This window comes from Gottschalkia acidurici 9a, assembly GCF_000299355.1.
Taxonomy (GTDB): domain Bacteria; phylum Bacillota; class Clostridia; order Tissierellales; family Gottschalkiaceae; genus Gottschalkia; species Gottschalkia acidurici.
The window spans coordinates 1,746,618-1,769,030 of the sequence record NC_018664.1 but is presented as its reverse complement, the minus strand read 5'-3'; the positions used below and the strand labels follow the sequence as shown (position 1 = coordinate 1,769,030).

Sequence of the window (22,413 nt, the reverse complement as noted above, 5' to 3'; positions counted from 1 at the left end):
TTATTAGTGTCTATGATGTCTAATCTAGTTTCTTAATCTTACTTATATTTTCTATTGAAGGTGTGATGTAAACAGTATTGTTAGTATCATAGATTACCATACCAGGTTTAGCACCACTAGGTTTTCTTACATGCTTTCTCTCAGCATAATCTATAGGAACATTGCTTGACATTTTTCCTTTACTATAGAATCCAGCTAAAAGGGCAGCTTCTAGTAAAGTGTCTTCAGGGATATCCTTGCCTTCAGATTTTATAATAACATGAGAACCAGGTATATCTTTAGTATGAAGCCAAATATCTTCTTTAGATGCAAATTTAAGAGTGAGATAGTCATTTTGTTTATTGTTTTTACCTACGTAAATATTAAATCCATCTTTAGAAATATAGTGATGAGGGCTAGAAGCATCTTTATTACTTTTCTTGACTTTTGAAGATGATTTTCTAATATAACCCTCACTCACTAACTCCTCTCTTATTTCATCTAGTTCTTCAACCTCAGTTGATGTATCAAGTGCTAATAATATATTCTCAAGATAATTTACTTCTTCTTTAGTCTTTAACAATTGTTCACTAACAACTTCATGTGCATTCTTTAATTTGTTGTATTTTTTATAGTATCTCTGAGCATTTTGGGAAGGTGTGCGATTTTTATCTAATCTTATTTTTACAGGTTCAAGGTCTTCGCTATAAAAATTTTCTAGCTCAACCTCCTCTAAGCCTTTCTCAAGTCTATAAATATTAGCAGTTAATAGTTCACCGTAAATTTTAAACTTTTCTCTTTTTTCAGCATCTAAAAGTTCTTGTTTTTGTTTAGATAGTTTGTTTAAAGCTCTTTCTAATTTAATGGATATAGACTTCCTTAAGTCATTAGATTTTTGCTTTATTCTGTCTATTTTATCTCTAGTTAAATAAAAGTAATCTAGAAGCTTACTTACAGAGTCAAAATAGTTTTTTGGAAGATCTCCAAATTGCATTAAGTTTAAACTTGAAAATTCTATAACTTCATAATCGCTTTTATCCTTTATAATAACAGGATTATATTTGTTATTCTTAACTAAGTTATAAATACTATTAAAATTATTAAATAGATTTTCTTTATCCTCATTTGATAAAAAATCTAATTTTACATTATCATCTATATTGGATAGAAAACATATTTCTTTTGCCACTAGAGGGCTTAATCCAATAAAGTTACTATATAAAAACTTATAAACTGCTGGATTATTACTAGAACTATCTATGAGATTAAAAAACTCTTGTTTAGTTATATCTATAGGATATAATTTGTTTTGAGAAGGTGGAAGACTATAGTTAAGTCCAGGGAGAACTTGTCTAATACTACTTACAGACAAGGGAATCCTTTTAATAGAATCTATTATTTTACCACTATCTCTATCTACCAAAATTATATTACTATGTTTACCCATGATTTCTACTATAAGTTCTTTTATAGTTAAGTCACCTAGCTCACTTAAAGATTGAATACTAATTTTTATTATTCTTTCCAAAGAAACTTGCTCTATATCTACAATTTTACCACCTTGAAGATGTTTTCTAAGTAACATGCAGAACATAGGAGGGTTTGATGGATTTTGTTTAGAAAAATCAGTAATGTATATTCTAGGATTATTACTACTAGCAGATATTAATAGTTTAATATTCTGCCCTTTGCTTCTTATACTAAGAAAAATTTCATCATTTTCTGGTTGATGAACCTTATCTATTTTTCCCTCAATTAATGTGCTTTTTAACTCAGCACAAATATTTTTTAAAACTATGCCATCTAAAGCCATATATATTCCTCCGTATTTAATATTTAATACTTGAATAATACTATATCTATTATATTATCATAAATAAAGAAAACACAAGGAAATAATAGTTTTTTCGAAAAAACATAAGTTAATTGACACTAGATTAATTTGTGGTAAAATTGATTATAATAGTTTAGGAAGGATGAGAAAATGTTAAGAAGTATGACTGGCTTCGGTCGTGGAGAAAATAACGATGGAATAAGAAACTTTACTGTTGAAGTGAAATCCATAAATCATAGATATAATGATATAATAGTAAAAGTGCCCAAACATATAAGTTATTTAGAAGAGAAGATAAAAAAAGAAGTTAAGAAATATGTTACTAGAGGTAGGGTAGAAATATACATAGGATTAGAGTATGTGAAAGACATAGAAATGGAGGTGAAAGTAAATATACCACTTGCACAATCCTATAAAAATGCTCTTGAAAAGATATGTACTGAGCTTAATATAGACAGTAACTTGAATATAGATTTAATAACAAAATTTCCAGACATACTTAAGACTGAAAGAAAAGAAGAAGATGAAGATGAAATTTGGAATACTCTAAAAGAAGGAGTTAGAATAGCATTAGAAGAATTAATAGCTATGAGACAAGAAGAAGGAGAACTTTTAAGTAAGGACATTAAAGAAAAAACTAATAAAATAGAATCTTTAATAAATGATATAGAAGAGAGAGCTCCGAAAGTAGTTTTAGAATATAAAGAAAAGTTAGAGAATAGAATTAACGAGCTTTTAGAAAATAAATATGATATTGATGAGAGTAAATTAGCAAATGAGGTTGCATATTTTGCTGATAAAACTGGTATCGATGAGGAAATAGTTAGATTTAATAGTCATATTATTCAGTTAAGAAAATCACTTGAGGGCAATGACTCTATAGGAAGAAAACTAGACTTTATGCTTCAAGAAATGAATAGAGAAGTTAACACTATAGGATCGAAAGTTGGAGATGTAGAAATCACTAATAAAGTAGTTGATATAAAGACAGAGTTGGAAAAAATACGAGAACAAATACAAAATATAGAGTAATCGGGAGGATAAACTTAAATGGGAATTAAACTTATAAATATTGGATTTGGAAATATAGTTTCTGCAAATAGAATTGTAGCTATAGTAAGTCCAGAATCAGCGCCTATAAAAAGAATAATTCAAGAAGCTAGAGATAGAGGGATGCTTATAGATGCTACTTATGGTAGGAGAACTAGAGCTGTAGTGGTCACAGACAGTGACCATATTATATTGTCAGCAGTTCAACCTGAAACAGTTGCACATAGACTAGGAACTAAAGAAAATAATGATGCAGAGTAAAATTTAAGAAAAAGAGGCGAATGAAAATGGGAAAAGGATTACTTTTAGTTATCTCTGGACCTTCTGGTGCTGGAAAGGGAACTATATGTAAGGAACTATTAGAGAGAGATCAGAATATAAACTTATCTATATCTGCAACAACTAGAAGTCCAAGAGTTGGAGAAGTAGATAAGGTAAACTATTTCTTTTTAGATAGAGATAAGTTTCAAGAAATGATTATAGAAAAAGAATTTTTAGAGTATGCAGAAGTATACGGAAATTATTATGGAACACCTAAAGAATATGTGCTTCAAAAATTAGACGAAGGAAAAGATGTATTGCTAGAAATTGATATACAAGGAGCACTAGATGTTAAAGATATATATCCAAATGGTGTATTTATATTTATAATGCCTCCTTCAATGGAAGAACTTAAAAATAGAATAGAAAAAAGAGGAACTGAAACTAAGGAAGCAATGATAAGAAGACTAGAAAGTGCATATAGAGAAATAGAATATGTATTTAAATATGATTATGCAGTTCTGAATGATGAAGTAAATTTAGCAGTAGATAAGATAGAATCAATAATAAAGGCAGAAAAGTGCAAAGTAAATAGACAACAAAATATTATAGAAAGAATATAAAAAAGGGGGAATTTTGGTATGTTATATCCTTCAACAGATGATTTATTAAAAAAAGTAGATAGTAGATACACTTTAGTGGTAATGGTGTCAAAAAGATCAAGACAATTAGTAGATGGAGTAGATCCTTTAGTAAACACTAAATCTATAAAGCCAGTTACAATAGCAGTTGAAGAAATAGCAGCTGGTGAAGTAACTTACTTTAGACCAGAAGAAGCTATGGATGAAGCTATAGAAGAAGCTAAAGAGGTGTAACAATTGTTAAAGGGAAAAAATATAGTATTAGGAGTAACTGGAGGAATCGCAGTATATAAGGCTGTAGATATAGTAAGTAGGCTAAAAAAATTAGGCGCAAATATAAATGTGATAATGACAAACTCGTCTACAAAGTTTGTAACTCCACTTACATTTCAATCTATGTCACAAAATCATGTTACTGTAGATATGTTTGAAGAACCTAAACAATGGGAAATAGAGCATATATCTCTTGCCAGTAAAGCAGATATATTTTTAATAGCTCCGGCTACTGCAAACATTATAGGAAAAGTAGCTAATGGCATAGCTGATGATATGCTATCTACAACTATAATGGCAACTAAAGCTAGGGTTGTATTTGCACCTGCAATGAATACTAATATGTATGTAAATCCTATATTTAAACAAAATGTTGAAAAGCTAAAATCACTGGGATATGAATTCATATCTCCAGCTAGTGGAAGGTTAGCTTGTGGAGACTATGGTGAAGGTAAATTAGCTGATCCAGTAGATATAGTAGAATATGTAGTTAATATATTTAATAATAATGAATTAGAAGGAAAAAAAGTATTAATAACTGCAGGCCCAACTATAGAGCCACTAGATCCAGTAAGATATATGACTAATTTCTCTAGCGGAAAAATGGGATATGCATTAGCTGAAGAAGCTAAAAGAAGAGGCGGAGAAGTAGTACTTATAACAGGACCTACAAGCTTAACTCCACCATCAGGTGTAAGTGTAAAAAAAGTAAATACTACTAGAGAAATGTACAAAGCTATAGAAGATGAGTTTGATACTTGTGATGTCTTAATAAAGTCTGCAGCACCACTAGACTATAGACCAGAAAGTGTAAGTGATCAAAAGATTAAAAAGAGTGATGACGACTTATGTGTAAGATTTGTAAGAAATCCAGATATAGTGGCTCACTTTGGAAATATAAAAAAGCATCAACTAGTAGTTGGATTTGCAGCTGAAACACAAAACATATTAGAAAATGCTAAGAAAAAAATAAAATCTAAGAATCTTGATTTTATTGTAGCAAATGATGTTACTAGTGAAAATGCTGGGTTTAGAACTGACAATAATACAGCTACAATTATAAATAAAAATGGTGAAGTGAAAGGCTTACCTAATATGAGCAAAGCAGACTTGTCTAAAGTTATATTAGATGAGATAGGTTCATTACTTAGAAGATAATTTTTAAAATCACGTAAGGGAGAAGGGATAAACTCTTCTCCTTTACGTTTTTATATTTTCGAGCAAACTGCTATAATATAATTAGCTTAATTCTGAAAGGTTGATTTAATGGAGAAATTCTTATATGCGGAAATTATAGTAGATAATACAAGCTTAAATACTGACAGACTATATACTTATAAAGTTCCAGAAAAATATATAGAAAAGATAAAAATAGGTATGAGATGTTTAGTTCCGTTTGGAAAAGGTAACAAACTTTTAGAAGGAATAATAATAAGTCTAAAAGATAATATAGACTTTAACCCTAATAGAGTAAAAGAAATAAAACGTTTAGTAGAAGATACACCGATAATATCTGAAAATATGATAAAATTAAGTTCATGGATGAAAGATGAGTATCTATGTACACACCTAGAAGTGTTAAAAACTATAATTCCAACAGGTATAACAAATAAATCTATAAAGTGTGTAACTATAGGAAAAAATATAAATAAATTAGATTATTTTAGTTTTCTTAATGATAATCAAAAAAAAATAATAGATTACTTAAATAAAAATAAGGAAGTAGAATTACAAGAACTCAAAAAACAATCTGATATAAAAAACATAGATAAGAACTTAAATGACTTAATAAATAAAAATATAGTAGAGATAGTTGAAAAGATAAGCCAAGAGATAAATAAAAAGTATGAAAAATACATATTTAAAAACTTCTCTGAACAAGAAACAGATAAGGTAATAGAGACACTGAGTAAATCAGCACATAAGCAAATTGAGGTATTGAAATATATCTCTAATAGAGAAAGTATATCTTTGAAAGAGGTAATGGAGAAAAACAATATACCTCTGTCATCAATAAAATCTTTAGAAGAGAAGGGCTATCTAAGGGTAGAAGAAAGAGAAGTAAGTAGAGAAGCTATAAATAAAGAAATAAAGGTATATGAAAAAGCAAAATTAACTTATGAGCAGCAGATATGTGTAGATACTATTTATAATAATTATATAAATAGCAAAAATAATAAACATCTTTTGCATGGAGTAACGGGCAGTGGTAAAACAGAAGTATATCTTCAGATGATAGAAAAAATTCTTAAACTAGAAAAGCAGGCCATAGTACTAGTTCCAGAAATATCATTAACTCCACAAACTGTTGAAAGATTTGCAGGAAGATTTGAAGGAAATGTTGCGGTACTTCATAGTGGACTTTCACTAGGAGAACGATATGATGAATGGAGAAAAATAAAAGAGGGTAGAGTACAGATAGTGGTTGGAGCAAGATCAGCTATCTTTGCACCTTTTGACAACTTGGGAATAATTATAATTGATGAAGAGCATGAAACTAGCTATAAGTCATCTACGAATCCTAAATATAATACTATAGAGGTAGCAGAAAAGAGATGCGACATAGAAGATGCCATTCTGATATTAGGATCGGCAACTCCCTCTATAGAAACTTATTATAACGCAAAATTAGGTAAGTTAAATTTATTAACTTTGCCTAGTCGAATAAATAATAGAGAATTACCTCCAATGGAAGTAATAAATATGAAAGAAGAATTGGAAAATGGAAATAAAACTATATTTAGCAAGAGACTCTATGAAGAAATTATATTTAACTTAGAAAATAGAAAGCAAACTATATTATTTTTAAATAGAAGAGGATTCTCCACTTTTATATCATGCAGAAAATGTGGTTATGTATTAAAATGTGAAAGTTGTGATATATCTCTTACCTATCATACAAGCAGTAATAATCTTAGATGTCACTATTGTGGACTATCTAGAAAGTTACCAGAGACTTGTCCTGAATGCGGAAGTAGTTATATAAAGCATTTTGGAATAGGAACTCAAAGAGTAGAAGAATTAGTAAAGAAAAGCTTTCCAAGCGCAAAGGTAGCAAGAATGGATGTAGATACAACTACTAGGAAAGGAAGTCATGAAAGAATATTAAATAAATTTAAAAATGGTCAAATAGATATATTAATAGGAACACAAATGATTTCAAAAGGATTAGATTTTCCTAATGTTACTTTGGTAGGAATTATAGCTGCCGATACTAGTTTGAATCTACCAGATTTTAAAGCATCAGAAAGAACATTTCAACTTTTGACTCAGGTAGGAGGAAGAGCGGGTCGAGGAGAACTTGAAGGAAAGGTAATATTACAAACCTATGAGCCTGACCACTATAGCATAAAAGCTGCGCAAAAGCATAACTATATTGAGTTTTTTAATGAGGAAATAGGTATCAGAAAAGCTTTTGAATACCCACCATTTATAAGTTTAATAAATATAATAATTTCATCGAAAAATGAAAATGAAGTATTTAAAGCATCAAATAAGGTCTTTCATGAAATAAGGGATGAAATTCATAAAAGATTAAGTACGTTTTCACATAAAAATATATTAGGGCCAAATCAATCTTTAATATATAAAATAAGAGATAGATATAGATGGCAAATTTTAATTAAATGTAGTCAAGAAGAATTAAAAAAAATTAAGAAAATTATAGAAAAAGTATGTATAATAGATAAAGAGAGCAATATTAAAGACATAAGAATAAATATAGATATTAATCCAGTATCGATATTATAGGAGGAATGAACATGGCGATTAGACAGTTAAGATTTGAAGATGATGAAATACTAAGAAAAAAATCTAGAGTCGTAGAAACTATAGATGAAAAGATAAAGATACTAGTAGAAGATATGATAGAAACTATGTATAAAGAAGAAGGAGTAGGTCTTGCAGCACCTCAAGTAGGTATATTGAAAAGAGTTGTAGTTGTAGATATTGGAGAAGGTCCAATAACTATGATAAATCCAGAAATATTATCTGAAGAAGGTGAAACTATAGATTTTGAAGGATGTTTAAGTGTTCCAGGAAAAAGAGGAAAAGTAAATAGACCTTTCAAAGTAAAAGTAAAGTTTACAGATATCAATGGAGAAGAGAAAACTCTAGAAGGTGAAGACTTCTTAGCGAGAGCTTTTTGCCATGAAATAGATCATCTAGATGGAATACTATATATAGATAGAGTAATAGGAGAAATTGAAGAATAGGAGTGTTAAAATGAAGGCAATATTTATGGGTACACCAGACTTTGCAGTGCCTACTCTTGAAGCACTTAATAAAGAGCATGAAGTATCATTAGTAATAACACAACCAGATAAACCTAAGGGAAGAGGAAAGCTATTATCTCCTCCACCAGTTAAAGAAAAAGCTATGGAGTTAGGAATAGAGGTATATCAACCGAAAGATATAAATACCGAAGAAAGCATAGCTAAAATAAGAGAAATATCTCCAGACATAATAGTTGTGGTTGCTTATGGGCAATTATTAAAAGAAGATATTTTAAATCTACCAAAATACAAGTGTGTAAATGTACACGCATCTCTTTTACCAAAATACAGAGGTGCAGCACCTATAAATTGGGTAGTAATAAATGGAGAAGAAAAAACAGGTGTAACTATTATGGAAATGAGCAAAGGACTTGATGCTGGAGATATGATTTCAAAAAGAGAATTGTTAATAGACAGCAATATGACAGCAGGAGAGTTGCATGATAAGCTCATGTATATAGGATCAGAACTTTTAGCAGAAACATTAAAGGAAATTGAAAATGGAACTGCTATCAAAGAACCGCAAGATCATAGTTTATCAACTTATGCTCACATGATGGATAAATCGCTAGGAAAAATAGATTGGAATAAAAAAGGAATAGAAATAAAAAACTTAATAAGAGGAACTCAACCTTGGCCAAGCTCTTATTTTCAATATGAAAATAAAAATATAAAAGTTTTAGATGCAGAAGTAGTTGATAAGTTTAAAGATGGTGAGAATGGAAAAGTTGTAGAAGTGAGTGAGAAAGGAATCGCTGTAAATGTAAATGACAGCTGCTTAATACTAAAGAAAATACAATTTCCTGGGAAAAAGCCTATGACTATAGAAGAATTTTTAAGAGGAAATGAATTCAAGACTGACATAACATTAAGGTAAATATTGGATGTGAATTAAATGATTAATGATAAAAAGAATTTTACCATGGCTATAGGAATAATTTTAATAGTACTGATGACCTTGATAACACTAACAGGAATGTTTTTAATACAAAAAGATATAGTAACATTAAAAGCAATATTAATAATTATACTTGTTACTTTAAGTTTATATATAATAAGTATTATACTAAGTTTAATATTACTATTTAGAGTAAAAAATGAGAAGAAAATAGAGGACTATAGCTATAAATTTGTGAAAGTAACTATGACATCTATATATCCACTACTAATTACAGTGGCAAAGTTGTTAGGAAAAGATAAAGATAGCATAAGAAGAATGCATGCGAATATTAATAATAAATTAGTAAAAACTAAATATATAAAATCAAATAGAGATAAAATACTAATATTACTCCCTCACTGCTTACAAAATGATAAATGTGCTATAAAAATAACTAATAATATAGAAAACTGCAAGTCATGTGGAAAATGTGATATAGGAGATATATTAAAACTAAAAGAAAAATATGGTATAAATATAGTTGTAGCTACAGGAGGAACTTTGGCAAGAGAATGGATAAAGAGAATAAGGCCTAAGTGCATAATAGCAGTAGCTTGTGAGAGAGATTTATCTAGTGGAATAAACGATGTTAAACATATTCCTGTTATGGGTGTATTAAACGACAGACCTAATGGTCCTTGCTTTAATACAAAGATTGATGTAGAAAAGATAGAAGAGGCAATAAAACTTTTTTTAAAGGAGGAGTAAAGTATGTATGGAATGGGGTATGGAGGCTTTGGGCCTGAAATATTACTAGTCATCTTTGCTATGATACTCTCAGTGTATGCTCAAGGAAAAGTACAATCTACTTTTAATAAATATTTAAAAGTAATTAGTGGCTCAGGTTATACTGGATCTGAAGTAGCAAGAAAGATATTAGATAGAAATGGGCTTTACAATGTACCTATAGAAATGACCCCTGGAAGATTATCAGATCATTACGATCCGTCTAAAAGAGTACTAAGGCTATCTTCAGAAGTATATAATGGAAGATCTGTGGCATCGTTAGGGGTAGCAGCTCACGAAGTTGGTCATGCAATACAACATGCTAATAATTATGCACCACTTTCTATCAGAAATAGTATAGCTCCTATGGTTATATTTGGGTCTAAATTTGTTTTTGCTATAATCTTCTTAGGATTTATGCTAAGAGCAACTGGGCTCATTCAATTAGGAATACTAATATATGTAGGTATTGTAGCTTTTCAACTTATAACATTACCAGTTGAGTTTGACGCTAGTAAAAGAGCTATAGTAAACTTACAGAATGGGATAATATCACAAAGTGAAGTAGAACCAGCAAAGAAAGTTCTAAGTGCAGCAGCATTAACATACGTAGCAGCAACGCTAGTTTCAATAGCTGAATTACTTAGACTTATAGGAATATCTAGAAGAAATGATTAAGGGGTTGAATACATCCCTTAATTTTTTTGCTTAAATTAAATCATAGGAGGAAATTTAATTGGCTAATAATTCAAGAGAAATCGCATTAAAAATTTTAAATGAAGTAAACGAAGAAAATGCATATTCTAATATATCTATAAACAGAAATATGCCTAAGGGCATTAATGATTTAGACTCATCTTTAATAAGAGAGTTAGTTTACGGAGTATTAGAAAATAAAATCTATATAGATTATGTAATAAAAAACTTTTCTACAGTAAGGCTAAAGAAGATAGCTCCAGTCGTAATGAATATTTTAAGGCTTGGAATATATCAATTAATATTTATGGACAGAATACCAGATAGTGCAGCTGTAAATGAGTCAGTAAAACTATCCAAAAAATATAGTCATAGAGGTAGTCAAGGCTTTGTAAATGGACTCCTTAGAAATATATCTAGAAACAAAGATAATATAAAGTTACCTAATAAAAACAAAGAAAAAGTAAAATATCTATCTGTAAAATATTCACACCCAGAATGGATGATAGAAAGATGGATAAAAGAATATGGTTTTGAGTTCACTGAAAGCTTATGTATAGCAAATAATAGTACTCCTAAGTTAAATATAAGAGTAAATACTTTAAAAATAGATAGAGATACCTTAGTAAATATATTAAATCAAAAAAATATAGATTGCAAAAAAACGAGATATTCAACAGATGGAATAATAGTTGAAAATCCAATAAATATAACAGAGCTAGATGAATTTAAAAAGGGACTATTCCAAATACAAGATGAAAGTTCCATGTTAGTGTCACAAATTATGGATCCAAAAGAGGGAAGTTTAGTTATAGATATATGTAGCGCTCCAGGTGGCAAGACTACACATATAGCTCAAAAAATGAATAATAAAGGCAAAATTATAGCAAGAGATATATATGAACATAAGATCAAGTTAGTAAAAGAGAACAGTGAAAGATTAGGGATAAATATAATACAATATGAACAGTTTAATGCTTTAGACTTAGACGAAAGCTTGATAGGGAAAGCAGATTACTGTCTAGTAGATGCCCCTTGTTCAGGACTTGGACTTATAAGACGAAAACCTGATATAAAATGGAATAAAGAGAGTTCAGATATAGAGGGTATATCAGAGCTTCAATACAATATACTTCAAAGTGCCAGTAAATATGTAAAAAGCAATGGAGTATTAGTATATAGTACATGCACTATAGAAAAAGACGAAAATATTAATCTAATAAATAAATTCTTAAGAGATAATGAAAATTTTGAATTGGCAAACTTCAATGACTTAATAGATAATTCGGAAGAAATAATAAAAGAAACTGGATATTTAGAGCTATATCCTAATATTAGTGGGACTGATGGTTTCTTTATAGCCAAGCTATTGAAGAAATAAATTTTTAATACTATGAAGTTGTATAACCACTTAAATCGAATATTATGGTATAATATTTAGTATTGTACTTGGAGGGATAATTTGAATAAGATAGATTTAAAGTCACTTGAAATAGATGAACTTAAAAAAGTATTTATAAATCTAGGAGAAAAAGAATTTAGAGGAAAACAGACTTTTGGTTGGATACATGAAAAATGTATAAATGATATAGATAAAATTACAGTTTTATCAAAGCCATTAAAACAGAAGTTGAATGAAAACTATAAAATTACCAACCTAAAAATAGTCAAAAGATATGATTCAAAAATAGATGGAACTAAAAAATACTTATTTTCCTTGGAAGATGGGAATATAATTGAGAGTGTAATGATGAAGCATAGGCATGGAGTAACTGTTTGTTTATCTACTCAAGTAGGTTGTAGAATGGGATGTTCTTTTTGTGCATCAACGAAAGAAGGACTTGTAAGAAACCTAGAGCCTTCTGAAATATTAGAACAATTTTATTCAATACAAAAAGATATAAATGAAAAAATAAGCAATATAGTGCTTATGGGAAGTGGAGAGCCTTTAGATAACTATAAAAATGTTTTAACATTTTTAAAACTTATACATGATGAAAATGGACAAAACTTAAGTTATAGAAATATAACTCTTTCAACTTGTGGAGTAGTACCTAAAATATATGAGCTAGCAGACGAAGGAATACCTGTGAACTTATCTATATCTTTACATTCACCATTTGATGATGAAAGAAAAAAGATAATGCCTATATCTAATAAATATAGTATAGAAGAGATTTTAGAAGCTTGTAAATACTATATAGATAAGACTAAAAGAAGAATAACATTTGAATATACACTGATAGATGGCGTGAATGATAGTGAAGAATATGCAATAGAGATTACCAAACTTCTAAAGGGAATGCTAAGTCATGTAAATCTAATACCTCTTAATACAATAAAAGAATTTAAACATACTAAATCACTGGATAAATCTATAGAGAAGTTTAAAAACATATTAGAAAAAAGAGGCGTGAATACTACCATTAGAAGGGAAATGGGATCAGATATTAATGCCGCATGTGGACAATTAAGAAGAGATTATATTAATTAAAAATATAAAACTACTTAAAAAATAAGATGAGGTGAAATATATGTTTATCTGTGCTTGTTCAGATATTGGAAAAGTGAGAGAAATCAATCAAGATTCTTACTTTTACTTTGATGATGAAAAGTTACCTATTTTTATAGTAGCAGATGGAATGGGTGGACACAAAGCAGGAGAAATTGCAAGTAACTTGGCAATATCTGTTATAAAAGAATACTATGAAAAAAATAAAGAAAATATAATAAATGGTGAAATGTTTGTGCCTAAGTTTATAAATGAGTCGATAGATTTAGCTAATGAAGAGATAATAAAAGAAGCTAATGAAGACGAAAGCTTAAAAGGCATGGGAACTACTGTAACTATGGGAATAATGTTTGAAAAGGATATATATGTAGGGCATGTAGGAGATAGTAGAGCATACTTACTTAGAGATAATAAACTTATACAGCTTACACATGATCACTCTTTGGTAGGTGAACTTCTTAGATCAGGAAGTATAACTAAGGAAGAGGCATTTAATCATCCTAAGAAAAATATAATTACTAGAGCATTAGGTACAAATTCTAATGTGAATGTAGATATAGTAACTAAAGAAGTAACAACTAAAGATATAATTATCCTTTGTACAGATGGACTAACTAATATGGTTAGTGAAGAAAGAATAGTAGATGTAGTAAATAACACAGAAAATATGACGGATAGTTGTAATATATTAGCTAATACAGCTAATGAACTAGGTGGAATAGACAATATCACCATTATGATTATGAGAATTAAGGAAGAATAGAGGTGACAAAATGAGTGATAAAATGATAGGTAGAGTCTTAGGTAATAGGTATGAAATAGTTGAAAAAGTTGGCTCAGGCGGTATGGCCTCAGTTTATAAAGCTAAGTGTAGCCTACTTAACAGATTTGTAGCAGTAAAGATATTAAAAGAAGAATATATAAACGATGAAGAATTTATAGAAAAATTTAGAAGAGAAGCGCAGGCTGCAGCTAGTTTATCACATCCTAATATAGTAAATGTATATGACGTAGGGGTCGAAGATGATATATACTATATAGTAATGGAGTATATAAATGGAAAAACGCTTAAAGAAATTATAGTAGATAAAGGAAAACTTGATACTAAAGAAACAATAGATATAGGGATGAAAGTAGCAGATGCGATAAGTCATGCTCATGCTAATAAAGTAATACACAGGGATATAAAACCACATAACATTATGGTTACAGAAGATGGAAGAGTAAAAGTGACAGACTTTGGTATAGCTAGAGCTGCTACTAGTTCAACTATTACTAGTACGAATAGTGTAATGGGATCTGTACATTATTTTTCACCAGAACAAGCTAGAGGAGGCTATACAGACGAAAAATCAGATATATATTCTCTAGGAATTATGATGTATGAAATGTGTACAGGAGTTTTACCATTTCAAGGGGATAGTCCAGTAGCTGTTGCAATAAAGCATATACAAGAAGAAGTAGTACCTCCTACTCAAATTGATAGCTCTGTTTCACCAGATTTAGAAAGAGTAATAATGAAATGTATTGAGAAGAATCAAAGTTTAAGATACAGTAGTGCAATAGAGCTATTACAGGATCTTAAAAATATAAGAGATGGTGTCAGAAACGTAAATACAGAAAAAGCATTAAATTTAAATGATTCCCCTACTCAAATAATACCTAAATTAGATGAAACTATGATAATGAACAGTGATAATGATAATGAGGGTAAAAATAATATGGATAATAAGAAAACTATAAATAGTAACAATAATAAGAAGAAAAAACCGAAAAAGAAGTCTAACAAGTGGGTAACCATAAGTGCAGTACTTTTAGCTTTTTTAGTTGTAGCATTAGGAGCTGGAGTAGCTTTAGGATTAAGCGGTATGCTATCAAATAACGATATACCTACTCCAGATTTAGTAGGCAAAACAAAATCTGAGGCCGAAATTGAAGTTCAAAAGCGTGGACTAAAACTTAAAGTTGAAAGTGAAAAAGAAAGTGACAAAAAGGAAGGTACTATAATAGAACAAATAGATGAAAAAGGTAAAAAAGTTAAAAAAGGCTATCCGGTAAGGGTTATTATAAGTAAGGGGAGATCTGTGGACTTAACAAAAGTTCCAGACGTAAGAGAAAAATCTATAGGTAAAGCAGAAGATATGATAGAAGAAGCTGGATTAGAGGTATTAAGAGTGGACTATGAATATAGTGATAAACCTGAAGGTATTGTTATAGACCAAACACCAAGAGCAGGAAAAGAAGTAGAACAAGGAACAGAAGTAATTATAGTGGTAAGTAAGGGTAAGAAAACGACTACTACAACGGTACCTAGTCTTAGAGATTTAAAGGAAGAAGAGGCTATAATAGAGTTATCAGCATATGGTCTTGGAGTAGGATCAGTAGATTATGAGAATAGTGATATTGAAAAGGGTAAAGTAGTATCCCAGAATCCTAAAGCAGGAAGAGAAGTAGAAGAAAATTCTAAAGTAAACATAGTTATAAGTAAAGGTCCTAAAGAAGAAGAAAAAGATAAAAATAAAAACAATGAATCAAATAACAATACGAATAATAATTCAAATAATAACTCAAATAATAAAGAAAAAACAATTATGGAATCTATAAAGTTACCTACAGCTAATGAAGAAGTAAATGTAATGATAGAAATGGAGCAAGATGGTGCATCTGGTATAATCCATAATCAAAATTACAAGACTTCTAATCCAAATATAAAGGTTCCGATAACGGGTAAAGGAACAGCCAAAATAAATATATATATAGATGGAGAATTGTATGGAAGTAGAGAAATAAAATTTTAGGAGGATATTAGATGCTAGAAGGAACTATAATTAAGGGTATTGGTGGATTCTACTATGTAAAAGTAGAAAATATAACTTATGAATGTAGAGCTAGGGGTTTATTTCGAAAAGAAAAGATAAAGCCACAAGTAGGAGATCGAGTTTTGATAAGAGTTAACGATCAAAATAAAACTGGATATGTAGAAAAAATATTTGAAAGAACTACAGAACTTATAAGGCCACCGGTTTCAAACGTAAATCAAGCTATTATAGTATTTGCAATAAAGAAGCCAGATCCTAATTTATGGTTGCTAGATAGATTCTTACTTCTAGCATCGTGTCAAAACTTAGATGTTGTAATATGTTTAAATAAAATAGATTTAGCTACAGAAGAAGAAGTAAAAGAGATATATGATATATATAGTAAGTCTGGATATAAAATAATTACAACAAGTAATAAGGACAATATAGGAATAGATGAAATAAGAGAAATATTAAAAGATAAGATAACGGTATTTGCAGGTCCTTCAGGTGTGGGTAAATCTACATTATTAAACAGTATACAGCCAAATTTAAAATTAAAAACTGGAGAGATCAGTACAAAAACTAGTAGAGGAAAGCATACTACTAGACACACAGAACTTATAGAACTCGATAAAGGAGGATTTGTATTGGATACTCCAGGATTCAGTTCATTAGATTTAGACTTCTTAACAGAAGAGACTTTAGAGGAACATTTCCATGATATACATGAAGCTAGTGAGATGTGTAAATTTGCAGGATGTAGGCATGATAAGGAACCATCTTGTAAAGTAAAAGAAAGTGTAGAAAGTGGAGAAATAAGTAAGTCAAGATATGATAATTACATTATGTTTTTAAAAGAAATATCAGAAAGAAAGAGGTTTTAATTAATGATAAAAATAGCACCTTCAATTTTATCGGCAGATTTTAGCGATTTAAGAGAACAAATAGGATTAATAGAACAGGGTGGAGCGGATCTAGTTCACCTGGATATTATGGACGGGCACTTTGTTCCTAATATTACATTTGGAGCACCTGTTATAAAAAAACTAAGAAAAGTTACTAAAATACCATTTGATGTTCATCTAATGATAAAAAATCCTGAGAACTATATAAAAGATTTTGTAGATGCTGGTGCAGATATAATAACAGTTCATGAAGAATCAACAATACATTTACATCGTGTTATACAACAAATAAAGAGTTATGGTGTAAAAGCAGCTGTTGCACTGAATCCTTCAACTCCTTTAGAAAGTTTAGAATACGTTATAGATGATCTAGATATGGTTCTTATAATGACAGTTAATCCAGGGTTTGGAGGTCAATCTTTTATACCACAAACTAAAGAAAAAATTAAAAAGCTTAAAAAAATGATAGAAGACAAAGGATTAGAAATAGATATACAAGTAGATGGTGGAATAAAGCTTGATAATATAAAAGAAGTAGTAGAATGTGGTGCAAATATAATAGTGGCAGGATCTGCTATATTTGATACAGAAGATATAGTAGGTACTACTAGAAAATTTAAGAATATATGATATAATGTAAATTAATATAATATAAATATAATATTTTAAATTACGTCCTAGGGGAGCTATTTAGCTGAGAGGAAACTGAAAGTTTTGACCCTTTGAACCTGATCTAGTTAACACTAGCGTAGGGAAGCGATGAGTTTGTGTTATTTACTCAGCTATATTAGCCTCCTTAATAAATTTGGGAGGTTTTATTTATGGAAAAAAGTAAAAATAGTGTAAGGTTTCTAACAGAAGCTGGTATAATGATAGCTTTAGCGACAGTTTTAAGTATGATAAAAGTCTTTAAAATGCCACAAGGAGGATCTATAACTGCAGGAAGTATGATACCAATTATACTTATAGCGTTAAGATGGGGAACACTAAGGGGAATTTTAGTTGGACTAGCTTATGGTGTATTGCAGTCAATTGTTGAACCATATGTAGTTCACCCAGTACAATATATTTTAGACTACCCTCTAGCATTTGGACTTTTAGGATTAGCTGGCTTAGGAAAAGAACTAGCTTTAAAATTAAACGCAAAAAAAGATAGTTTTAAAGAATATATATTTATAATAACAGGTATTTTCTTGGGGATATTAGGTAGATTTATATCGCATGTGTTAGCTGGAGTAGTATTTTTCTCGGAAAATGCAGAATCATTAGATTCTTGGACATACTCAATGGGTTACAATGGAAGCTACTTAGGTGTGGAGCTATTAATATCTATATTAATAATAATACTTATATGGGGACCATTAAAAAGACATCTTCCTAACTAACAGAAAATCAAAGAAAGTTGGAATAATTTTTGAGAGGGATAATAATATCTAGTGGAAACTTATGTATAGAAGTTTTAAAAAAGATAAAAGAAAATTCAGATATATTAATATGTGCAGACGGTGGAGCAAAGCATCTTTATAAGGCTGGTTTAGTGCCTAATGTGATAGTAGGAGATTTAGATTCCATAGATAAAGAAACTTTAGAATACTATAATAAGCTAAAAGTTCAATTTCATAAATTTCCTTCTGAAAAAGATAAGACAGATACAGAGATAGCTATTGATTACGCTGTAGAAAAGAATGTGAGTGAGATAATTTTTTTGGGAGTAACTGGAACTAGACTAGATCATACAATAGGAAACATAATGTTATTATTTAGATTATTAAATCAAAATATAAAAGCTAGGATAGTAGATGAGCATAATGAAATATATATAACGAATGGTGACTTGAAATTAGAAAAAGAAGATGGGGCATTTGTATCAATAATACCTATATATAAAGATGCTAAAGAGGTAACTTTAAAGGGATTTAAATATGAAACAAATAAATTAGAATTTAAGTTAGGAACAACGATTGGAATAAGCAATGAAATAGTATTAGAATATGGGAATATAAACATAAAAGATGGAACATGTTTAGTAATAAAGTCGAGAGACTAAGAAATATTATATTATTAATATTATATTATTTAAGTTATTTTATAAAAGAAATCTTAAAGTTAGACATAAATGCTAATAGTAAAGAGTATTTATGTACTTAAGGTTTCTTTTTTTCTCTTTGGAACTAAATTGAGCATTAAGGAATATAGTATCAATATACTATATTTTCAAAGAGGTGATACAAATGAAACGATTTATTTACAAGTGTAGAAAATATAATAGTTTAATAAAAATACTAGGTATTATACTAGGCATAATAGGAGCTATTTTAGTCTTAAAAATAATACCAGTAAAGATATGGCTATTTATATTAGGCTTGACTTTAATTGGGGTAGGATGGACTTTCTTTAGATTATATTAAAAAGGCTTCCAATCGTTAGGAAGCCACGTAATTATAAAGCTCTTTCTACTTTACCAGATCTTATGCATCTTGTACATACATCTATTCTTTTAGGAGCACCGTTAACGATAGCTTTAATTCTACGTACGTTTGGAGCCCAAGTTCTGTTACTTTTACGGTTAGAGAAAGTTACTAGATGTCCAGAAACTTTACCTTTACCACATACTTGACAATATTTTGCCACCTTCAACACCTCCTCGACAAAACTTTAAATTCAATGCATTGAACTTAAATAAATTACACTTTATTGTATCAAATATAAAACTAATTTGCAACATCAACATTTTAATTATATTAAATATAAGTATGTTTTTAAGTTGAAGGTAATAAAATTATAATGTAGAATAAATACTATAGCTTTAAATAAATCTTACTTCATTATAGTGTTTACTAAATAAATTAACAAGTTATAATAAACTTATTAATTTTTGTACTAGATACATAAATAGCTTCAATAATTTTGTCCTATAGCTTATAATAAAAAAATAGATAGCAATTGGATAAGTGAAACTTAAAGGAGGATAAGTACTAATGGCTGGAAAAACAATTAACAAATATGGAACTATAAATATCGATGATAGTGTTTTAGCTTCTATCGCTGGTTTAGCTACTATGGAGTGTTACGGGTTGGTTGGAATGGCTACTAAAAATGCTACTGACGGTATAGCAGAGTTGTTGAAAAGAGAACACTTAACTAAAGGTGTAAAAGTATATAGTGAAGATGATAAAATTATGATAGACTTATATGTTGTAGTTCAATTTGGAATAAGCATCTCTGTAGTTGCTAGCAATATAATAGAGAAAGTTAAATATACAATTGAAAACATAACAGGGTTAAAAGTAGATAAAGTAAACGTAAACGTGCAAGGAGTACGAGTTCAAAATTAGCAAGGAGGTACTAAATTGAAAATTGAATATGTGGATGGTTCTTTGTTAAAGAAGATGTTTATAGGGGCCACTAATTCACTAGAAAAAAACAAGGAAATGGTTAATGCCTTAAATGTTTTTCCAGTACCTGATGGGGATACTGGAACTAACATGTCTTTAACTATGCAATCTGCCACAAAACGTCTTAAAAGTTCAGACGTTGAAGATATAGAGGCAGTGGGTACTTTAGTATCTAATGGATCTTTAATGGGCGCAAGAGGAAACTCTGGAGTTATTCTTTCACAACTTCTAAGAGGACTTGCAAAAGGTTTAAAAGAATCTAAGAAAGTAAATACCAAAGTATTAGCATTAGCTTTTAAAGAAGGTGCAGATACTGCTTATGGTGCAGTTATGAAACCTATAGAAGGTACTATTCTAACAGTGGCCAGAGAGTGCGCAGAGAAGGCTGTAGAAGTAGCTAAAACACAAGATGATATAGTAGAGTTTTTAATACAAGTAATAAAACATGGAGAAGCTGCCTTGGATAAAACACCAGAAATGCTACCTGTATTAAAAGAAGCAGGTGTAGTCGATGCTGGAGGTAAAGGGTTAATAGTTTTATTAAATGGTGCTTTATCAGTATTGACTGGAAAAGAGGATATAACTTATGAAATTCAAGAACCTATAAAAGACGTAAGCTTAAATGAAATAAATACTGAAATAGAATTTGGATACTGCACAGAATTTATAGTAAATAAAAACAAAGAAGATAGTGAAGTTTTTGCTAAAAGAATAGGCGACTATGGAGATTCTATGCTAGTTATAGGTGGAGATGGATTTATAAAAGTTCATATTCACACAAATAATCCAGGATTAGTTTTACAGAAGGCTACTGATATAGGGGAACTTATAGATATAAAAATAGATAATATGAGATATCAGCATAGTAATAATATAGAAAGTGGACAAAAAATAACAAAAAAATATGGCTTTATAACTGTTGCAATGGGAGACGGGATTAAAGCAGTATTCGAGGATTTGAATGTAGACCATATAATATCAGGTGGACAAACTATGAATCCGAGTACAGAAGATATATTAAAAGCAGCACAAAATATTAATGCTGAAAACATAATAATACTGCCTAATAATAGTAATATTATACTTGCAGCTAAGCAAGCTAAAGAGCTTAGTAGTAAAAATATAGAAGTATTACCTACAAAGACTATACCACAGGGAATAGCAGCATTACTAGCATTTAATGAAGATATAGATCTGCAAGACAACGTGGAAAACATGACAAAGTCTTTTAGTGAAATAAAAACGGCTCAAGTTACGTTCTCAGTAAGAGATACTACTATAAATGAAAAAGAAATAAGAAAAGATGATATAATAGGAATCTGTGAGGGTGATATAACTTCTGTAGGTAAAGATATAGAAGAAGTTACCTTAGAATTAATAAAAAATTCTTTAACTGAGGAAAACGAACTTATAACTCTTTTTTATGGAGAAGATGTGTCTGAAGAAGATGGTAAAAAAATAGTAGAGACCTTGGAGGACAATTATCCAGATATAGACATAGAGCTATTATATGGAGGTCAACCTATTTATTATTACTTAATAGCAATAGAATAACTGTATTTAACTTTACAAACAATTTTAATTTTATATAATAATATCTATAATTCAAAATGCCAGGAGGATTAAAATGAAAAATAATGAACTTAAAGAAATAATAGAATTTGCAGTTAACAATGAGGTTGACTCATATCAATTCTACAAAGATGCTGCAGGAAAAATAGCTGATGAAAATCTTAGAAAAACTTTTGAAGAGTTAGCAGATGAAGAGTTAAAGCATCAGAAGTTTTTAGAAGATTTTTTAGCTAGTGGTGTTAATGAAATAGAAATAGATGAATTTAACGACTATAAAGTATCTGAATCAGTAGATACTGCACCACAACTTAGTATAGAAATGAGCTTTGCAGATGCTATTGGATTAGCAATGAAAAAAGAGGAAGAAGCTATGAATATGTATAAAAGTTTAGCAGAAGTTTGTTTAGATAAAGAAAAGAAAGAGATATTTGACGGACTTGCTAAAATGGAACAAATGCATAAAGCTAGACTTGAAGAAATTTATACTAATGCTTCATATGCAGAAGTTTGGTAATAAAAAAAGGTTCCGTTATTTGGAACCTTTTTTTATTATT

24 protein-coding genes and 1 riboswitch are annotated in these 22,413 nt (G+C 29.6%); of the genes, 22 read left to right on the top strand and 2 right to left on the bottom strand.

Features of this window, described 5'->3' with window-relative positions; translation table 11 throughout:
• Positions 1-19: 19 nt before the first annotated feature.
• A complete protein-coding gene (locus tag CURI_RS08465) occupies positions 20-1,792 on the bottom strand; it encodes an Rqc2 family fibronectin-binding protein (RefSeq protein WP_014967835.1) in 1,773 nt (590 codons plus the stop codon).
• Between the two features lie 171 nt (positions 1,793-1,963).
• On the opposite strand from CURI_RS08465, the gene CURI_RS08460 reads away from it, so the two are divergent.
• The 19 genes from CURI_RS08460 (at position 1,964) to CURI_RS15865 (ending at position 19,300) form a co-directional block, all read left to right on the top strand.
• Entirely contained in the window at positions 1,964-2,845 is an 882-nt protein-coding gene (locus tag CURI_RS08460; protein WP_014967834.1) for a YicC/YloC family endoribonuclease, read from the top strand.
• Positions 2,846-2,869: 24 nt separating this feature from the next.
• Entirely contained in the window at positions 2,870-3,124 is a 255-nt protein-coding gene (gene remA, locus CURI_RS08455; RefSeq protein ID WP_476701400.1) for an extracellular matrix/biofilm regulator RemA, read from the top strand.
• A 26-nt stretch (positions 3,125-3,150) separates the two neighbouring features.
• Positions 3,151-3,747 carry a guanylate kinase gene (gene gmk, locus CURI_RS08450; protein ID WP_228370407.1) on the top strand — a complete coding sequence of 199 codons (597 nt, stop codon included), beginning with the start codon at positions 3,151-3,153 and terminating at the stop codon, positions 3,745-3,747.
• Positions 3,748-3,765: 18 nt separating this feature from the next.
• Complete coding sequence (gene rpoZ / locus CURI_RS08445; RefSeq protein WP_014967831.1) at positions 3,766-3,999, top strand: DNA-directed RNA polymerase subunit omega; 234 nt, start codon at positions 3,766-3,768, stop codon at positions 3,997-3,999.
• Between the two features lie 3 nt (positions 4,000-4,002).
• A complete protein-coding gene (gene coaBC, locus CURI_RS08440) occupies positions 4,003-5,196 on the top strand; it encodes a bifunctional phosphopantothenoylcysteine decarboxylase/phosphopantothenate--cysteine ligase CoaBC (RefSeq protein WP_014967830.1) in 1,194 nt (397 codons plus the stop codon).
• A gap of 108 nt (positions 5,197-5,304) precedes the next feature.
• Positions 5,305-7,788, top strand: coding sequence for a primosomal protein N' (gene priA / locus CURI_RS08435; protein ID WP_014967829.1), 2,484 nt, complete (start codon positions 5,305-5,307; stop codon positions 7,786-7,788).
• An 11-nt stretch (positions 7,789-7,799) separates the two neighbouring features.
• Positions 7,800-8,252 (top strand): peptide deformylase, encoded by a 453-nt coding sequence (def, locus tag CURI_RS08430; protein WP_014967828.1) that lies wholly within the window; start codon positions 7,800-7,802, stop codon positions 8,250-8,252.
• A 10-nt stretch (positions 8,253-8,262) separates the two neighbouring features.
• Positions 8,263-9,189, top strand: coding sequence for a methionyl-tRNA formyltransferase (gene fmt / locus CURI_RS08425; RefSeq protein ID WP_014967827.1), 927 nt, complete (start codon positions 8,263-8,265; stop codon positions 9,187-9,189).
• Between the two features lie 18 nt (positions 9,190-9,207).
• Complete coding sequence (locus tag CURI_RS15545) at positions 9,208-9,960, top strand: DUF116 domain-containing protein (RefSeq protein ID WP_014967826.1); 753 nt, start codon at positions 9,208-9,210, stop codon at positions 9,958-9,960.
• A gap of 3 nt (positions 9,961-9,963) precedes the next feature.
• A complete protein-coding gene (locus tag CURI_RS15540) occupies positions 9,964-10,656 on the top strand; it encodes a zinc metallopeptidase (protein ID WP_014967825.1) in 693 nt (230 codons plus the stop codon).
• Positions 10,657-10,714: 58 nt separating this feature from the next.
• Positions 10,715-12,055 carry a 16S rRNA (cytosine(967)-C(5))-methyltransferase RsmB gene (gene rsmB / locus CURI_RS08410; protein ID WP_014967824.1) on the top strand — a complete coding sequence of 447 codons (1,341 nt, stop codon included), beginning with the start codon at positions 10,715-10,717 and terminating at the stop codon, positions 12,053-12,055.
• 81 nt (positions 12,056-12,136) lie between these two features.
• On the top strand, positions 12,137-13,168 hold the full coding sequence (gene rlmN, locus CURI_RS08405) for a dual-specificity RNA methyltransferase RlmN (RefSeq protein ID WP_014967823.1): 1,032 nt from the start codon (positions 12,137-12,139) through the stop codon (positions 13,166-13,168).
• Positions 13,169-13,208: 40 nt separating this feature from the next.
• Positions 13,209-13,949, top strand: coding sequence for a Stp1/IreP family PP2C-type Ser/Thr phosphatase (locus CURI_RS08400; RefSeq protein ID WP_014967822.1), 741 nt, complete (start codon positions 13,209-13,211; stop codon positions 13,947-13,949).
• Between the two features lie 10 nt (positions 13,950-13,959).
• Positions 13,960-15,984 carry a Stk1 family PASTA domain-containing Ser/Thr kinase gene (pknB, locus tag CURI_RS08395; RefSeq protein ID WP_014967821.1) on the top strand — a complete coding sequence of 675 codons (2,025 nt, stop codon included), beginning with the start codon at positions 13,960-13,962 and terminating at the stop codon, positions 15,982-15,984.
• 11 nt (positions 15,985-15,995) lie between these two features.
• Complete coding sequence (rsgA, locus tag CURI_RS08390) at positions 15,996-16,871, top strand: ribosome small subunit-dependent GTPase A (protein ID WP_014967820.1); 876 nt, start codon at positions 15,996-15,998, stop codon at positions 16,869-16,871.
• Between the two features lie 3 nt (positions 16,872-16,874).
• Positions 16,875-17,522 carry a ribulose-phosphate 3-epimerase gene (gene rpe, locus CURI_RS08385; RefSeq protein WP_014967819.1) on the top strand — a complete coding sequence of 216 codons (648 nt, stop codon included), beginning with the start codon at positions 16,875-16,877 and terminating at the stop codon, positions 17,520-17,522.
• A 39-nt stretch (positions 17,523-17,561) separates the two neighbouring features.
• Positions 17,562-17,664, top strand: a riboswitch (TPP riboswitch).
• A gap of 49 nt (positions 17,665-17,713) precedes the next feature.
• Positions 17,714-18,277: an energy-coupled thiamine transporter ThiT gene (gene thiT, locus CURI_RS08380; protein ID WP_014967818.1), complete on the top strand. Its 564-nt coding sequence runs from the start codon at positions 17,714-17,716 to the stop codon at positions 18,275-18,277.
• A 29-nt stretch (positions 18,278-18,306) separates the two neighbouring features.
• Positions 18,307-18,939, top strand: coding sequence for a thiamine diphosphokinase (locus tag CURI_RS08375; protein WP_014967817.1), 633 nt, complete (start codon positions 18,307-18,309; stop codon positions 18,937-18,939).
• A 184-nt stretch (positions 18,940-19,123) separates the two neighbouring features.
• Positions 19,124-19,300: a hypothetical protein gene (locus CURI_RS15865; RefSeq protein ID WP_187287392.1), complete on the top strand. Its 177-nt coding sequence runs from the start codon at positions 19,124-19,126 to the stop codon at positions 19,298-19,300.
• Between the two features lie 31 nt (positions 19,301-19,331).
• Here CURI_RS15865 and rpmB read toward each other — a convergent pair whose 3' ends face one another.
• Positions 19,332-19,523: a 50S ribosomal protein L28 gene (gene rpmB / locus CURI_RS08370; RefSeq protein ID WP_014967816.1), complete on the bottom strand. Its 192-nt coding sequence runs from the start codon at positions 19,521-19,523 to the stop codon at positions 19,332-19,334.
• Positions 19,524-19,870: 347 nt separating this feature from the next.
• On the opposite strand from rpmB, the gene CURI_RS08365 reads away from it, so the two are divergent.
• From CURI_RS08365 to CURI_RS08355, 3 genes are all read left to right on the top strand, one after another.
• A complete protein-coding gene (locus tag CURI_RS08365) occupies positions 19,871-20,227 on the top strand; it encodes an Asp23/Gls24 family envelope stress response protein (RefSeq protein ID WP_014967815.1) in 357 nt (118 codons plus the stop codon).
• A 15-nt stretch (positions 20,228-20,242) separates the two neighbouring features.
• On the top strand, positions 20,243-21,841 hold the full coding sequence (locus CURI_RS08360; RefSeq protein ID WP_014967814.1) for a DAK2 domain-containing protein: 1,599 nt from the start codon (positions 20,243-20,245) through the stop codon (positions 21,839-21,841).
• Positions 21,842-21,914: 73 nt separating this feature from the next.
• Entirely contained in the window at positions 21,915-22,373 is a 459-nt protein-coding gene (locus CURI_RS08355) for a ferritin-like domain-containing protein (RefSeq protein ID WP_014967813.1), read from the top strand.
• The last annotated feature ends 40 nt before the right edge of the window (positions 22,374-22,413 follow it).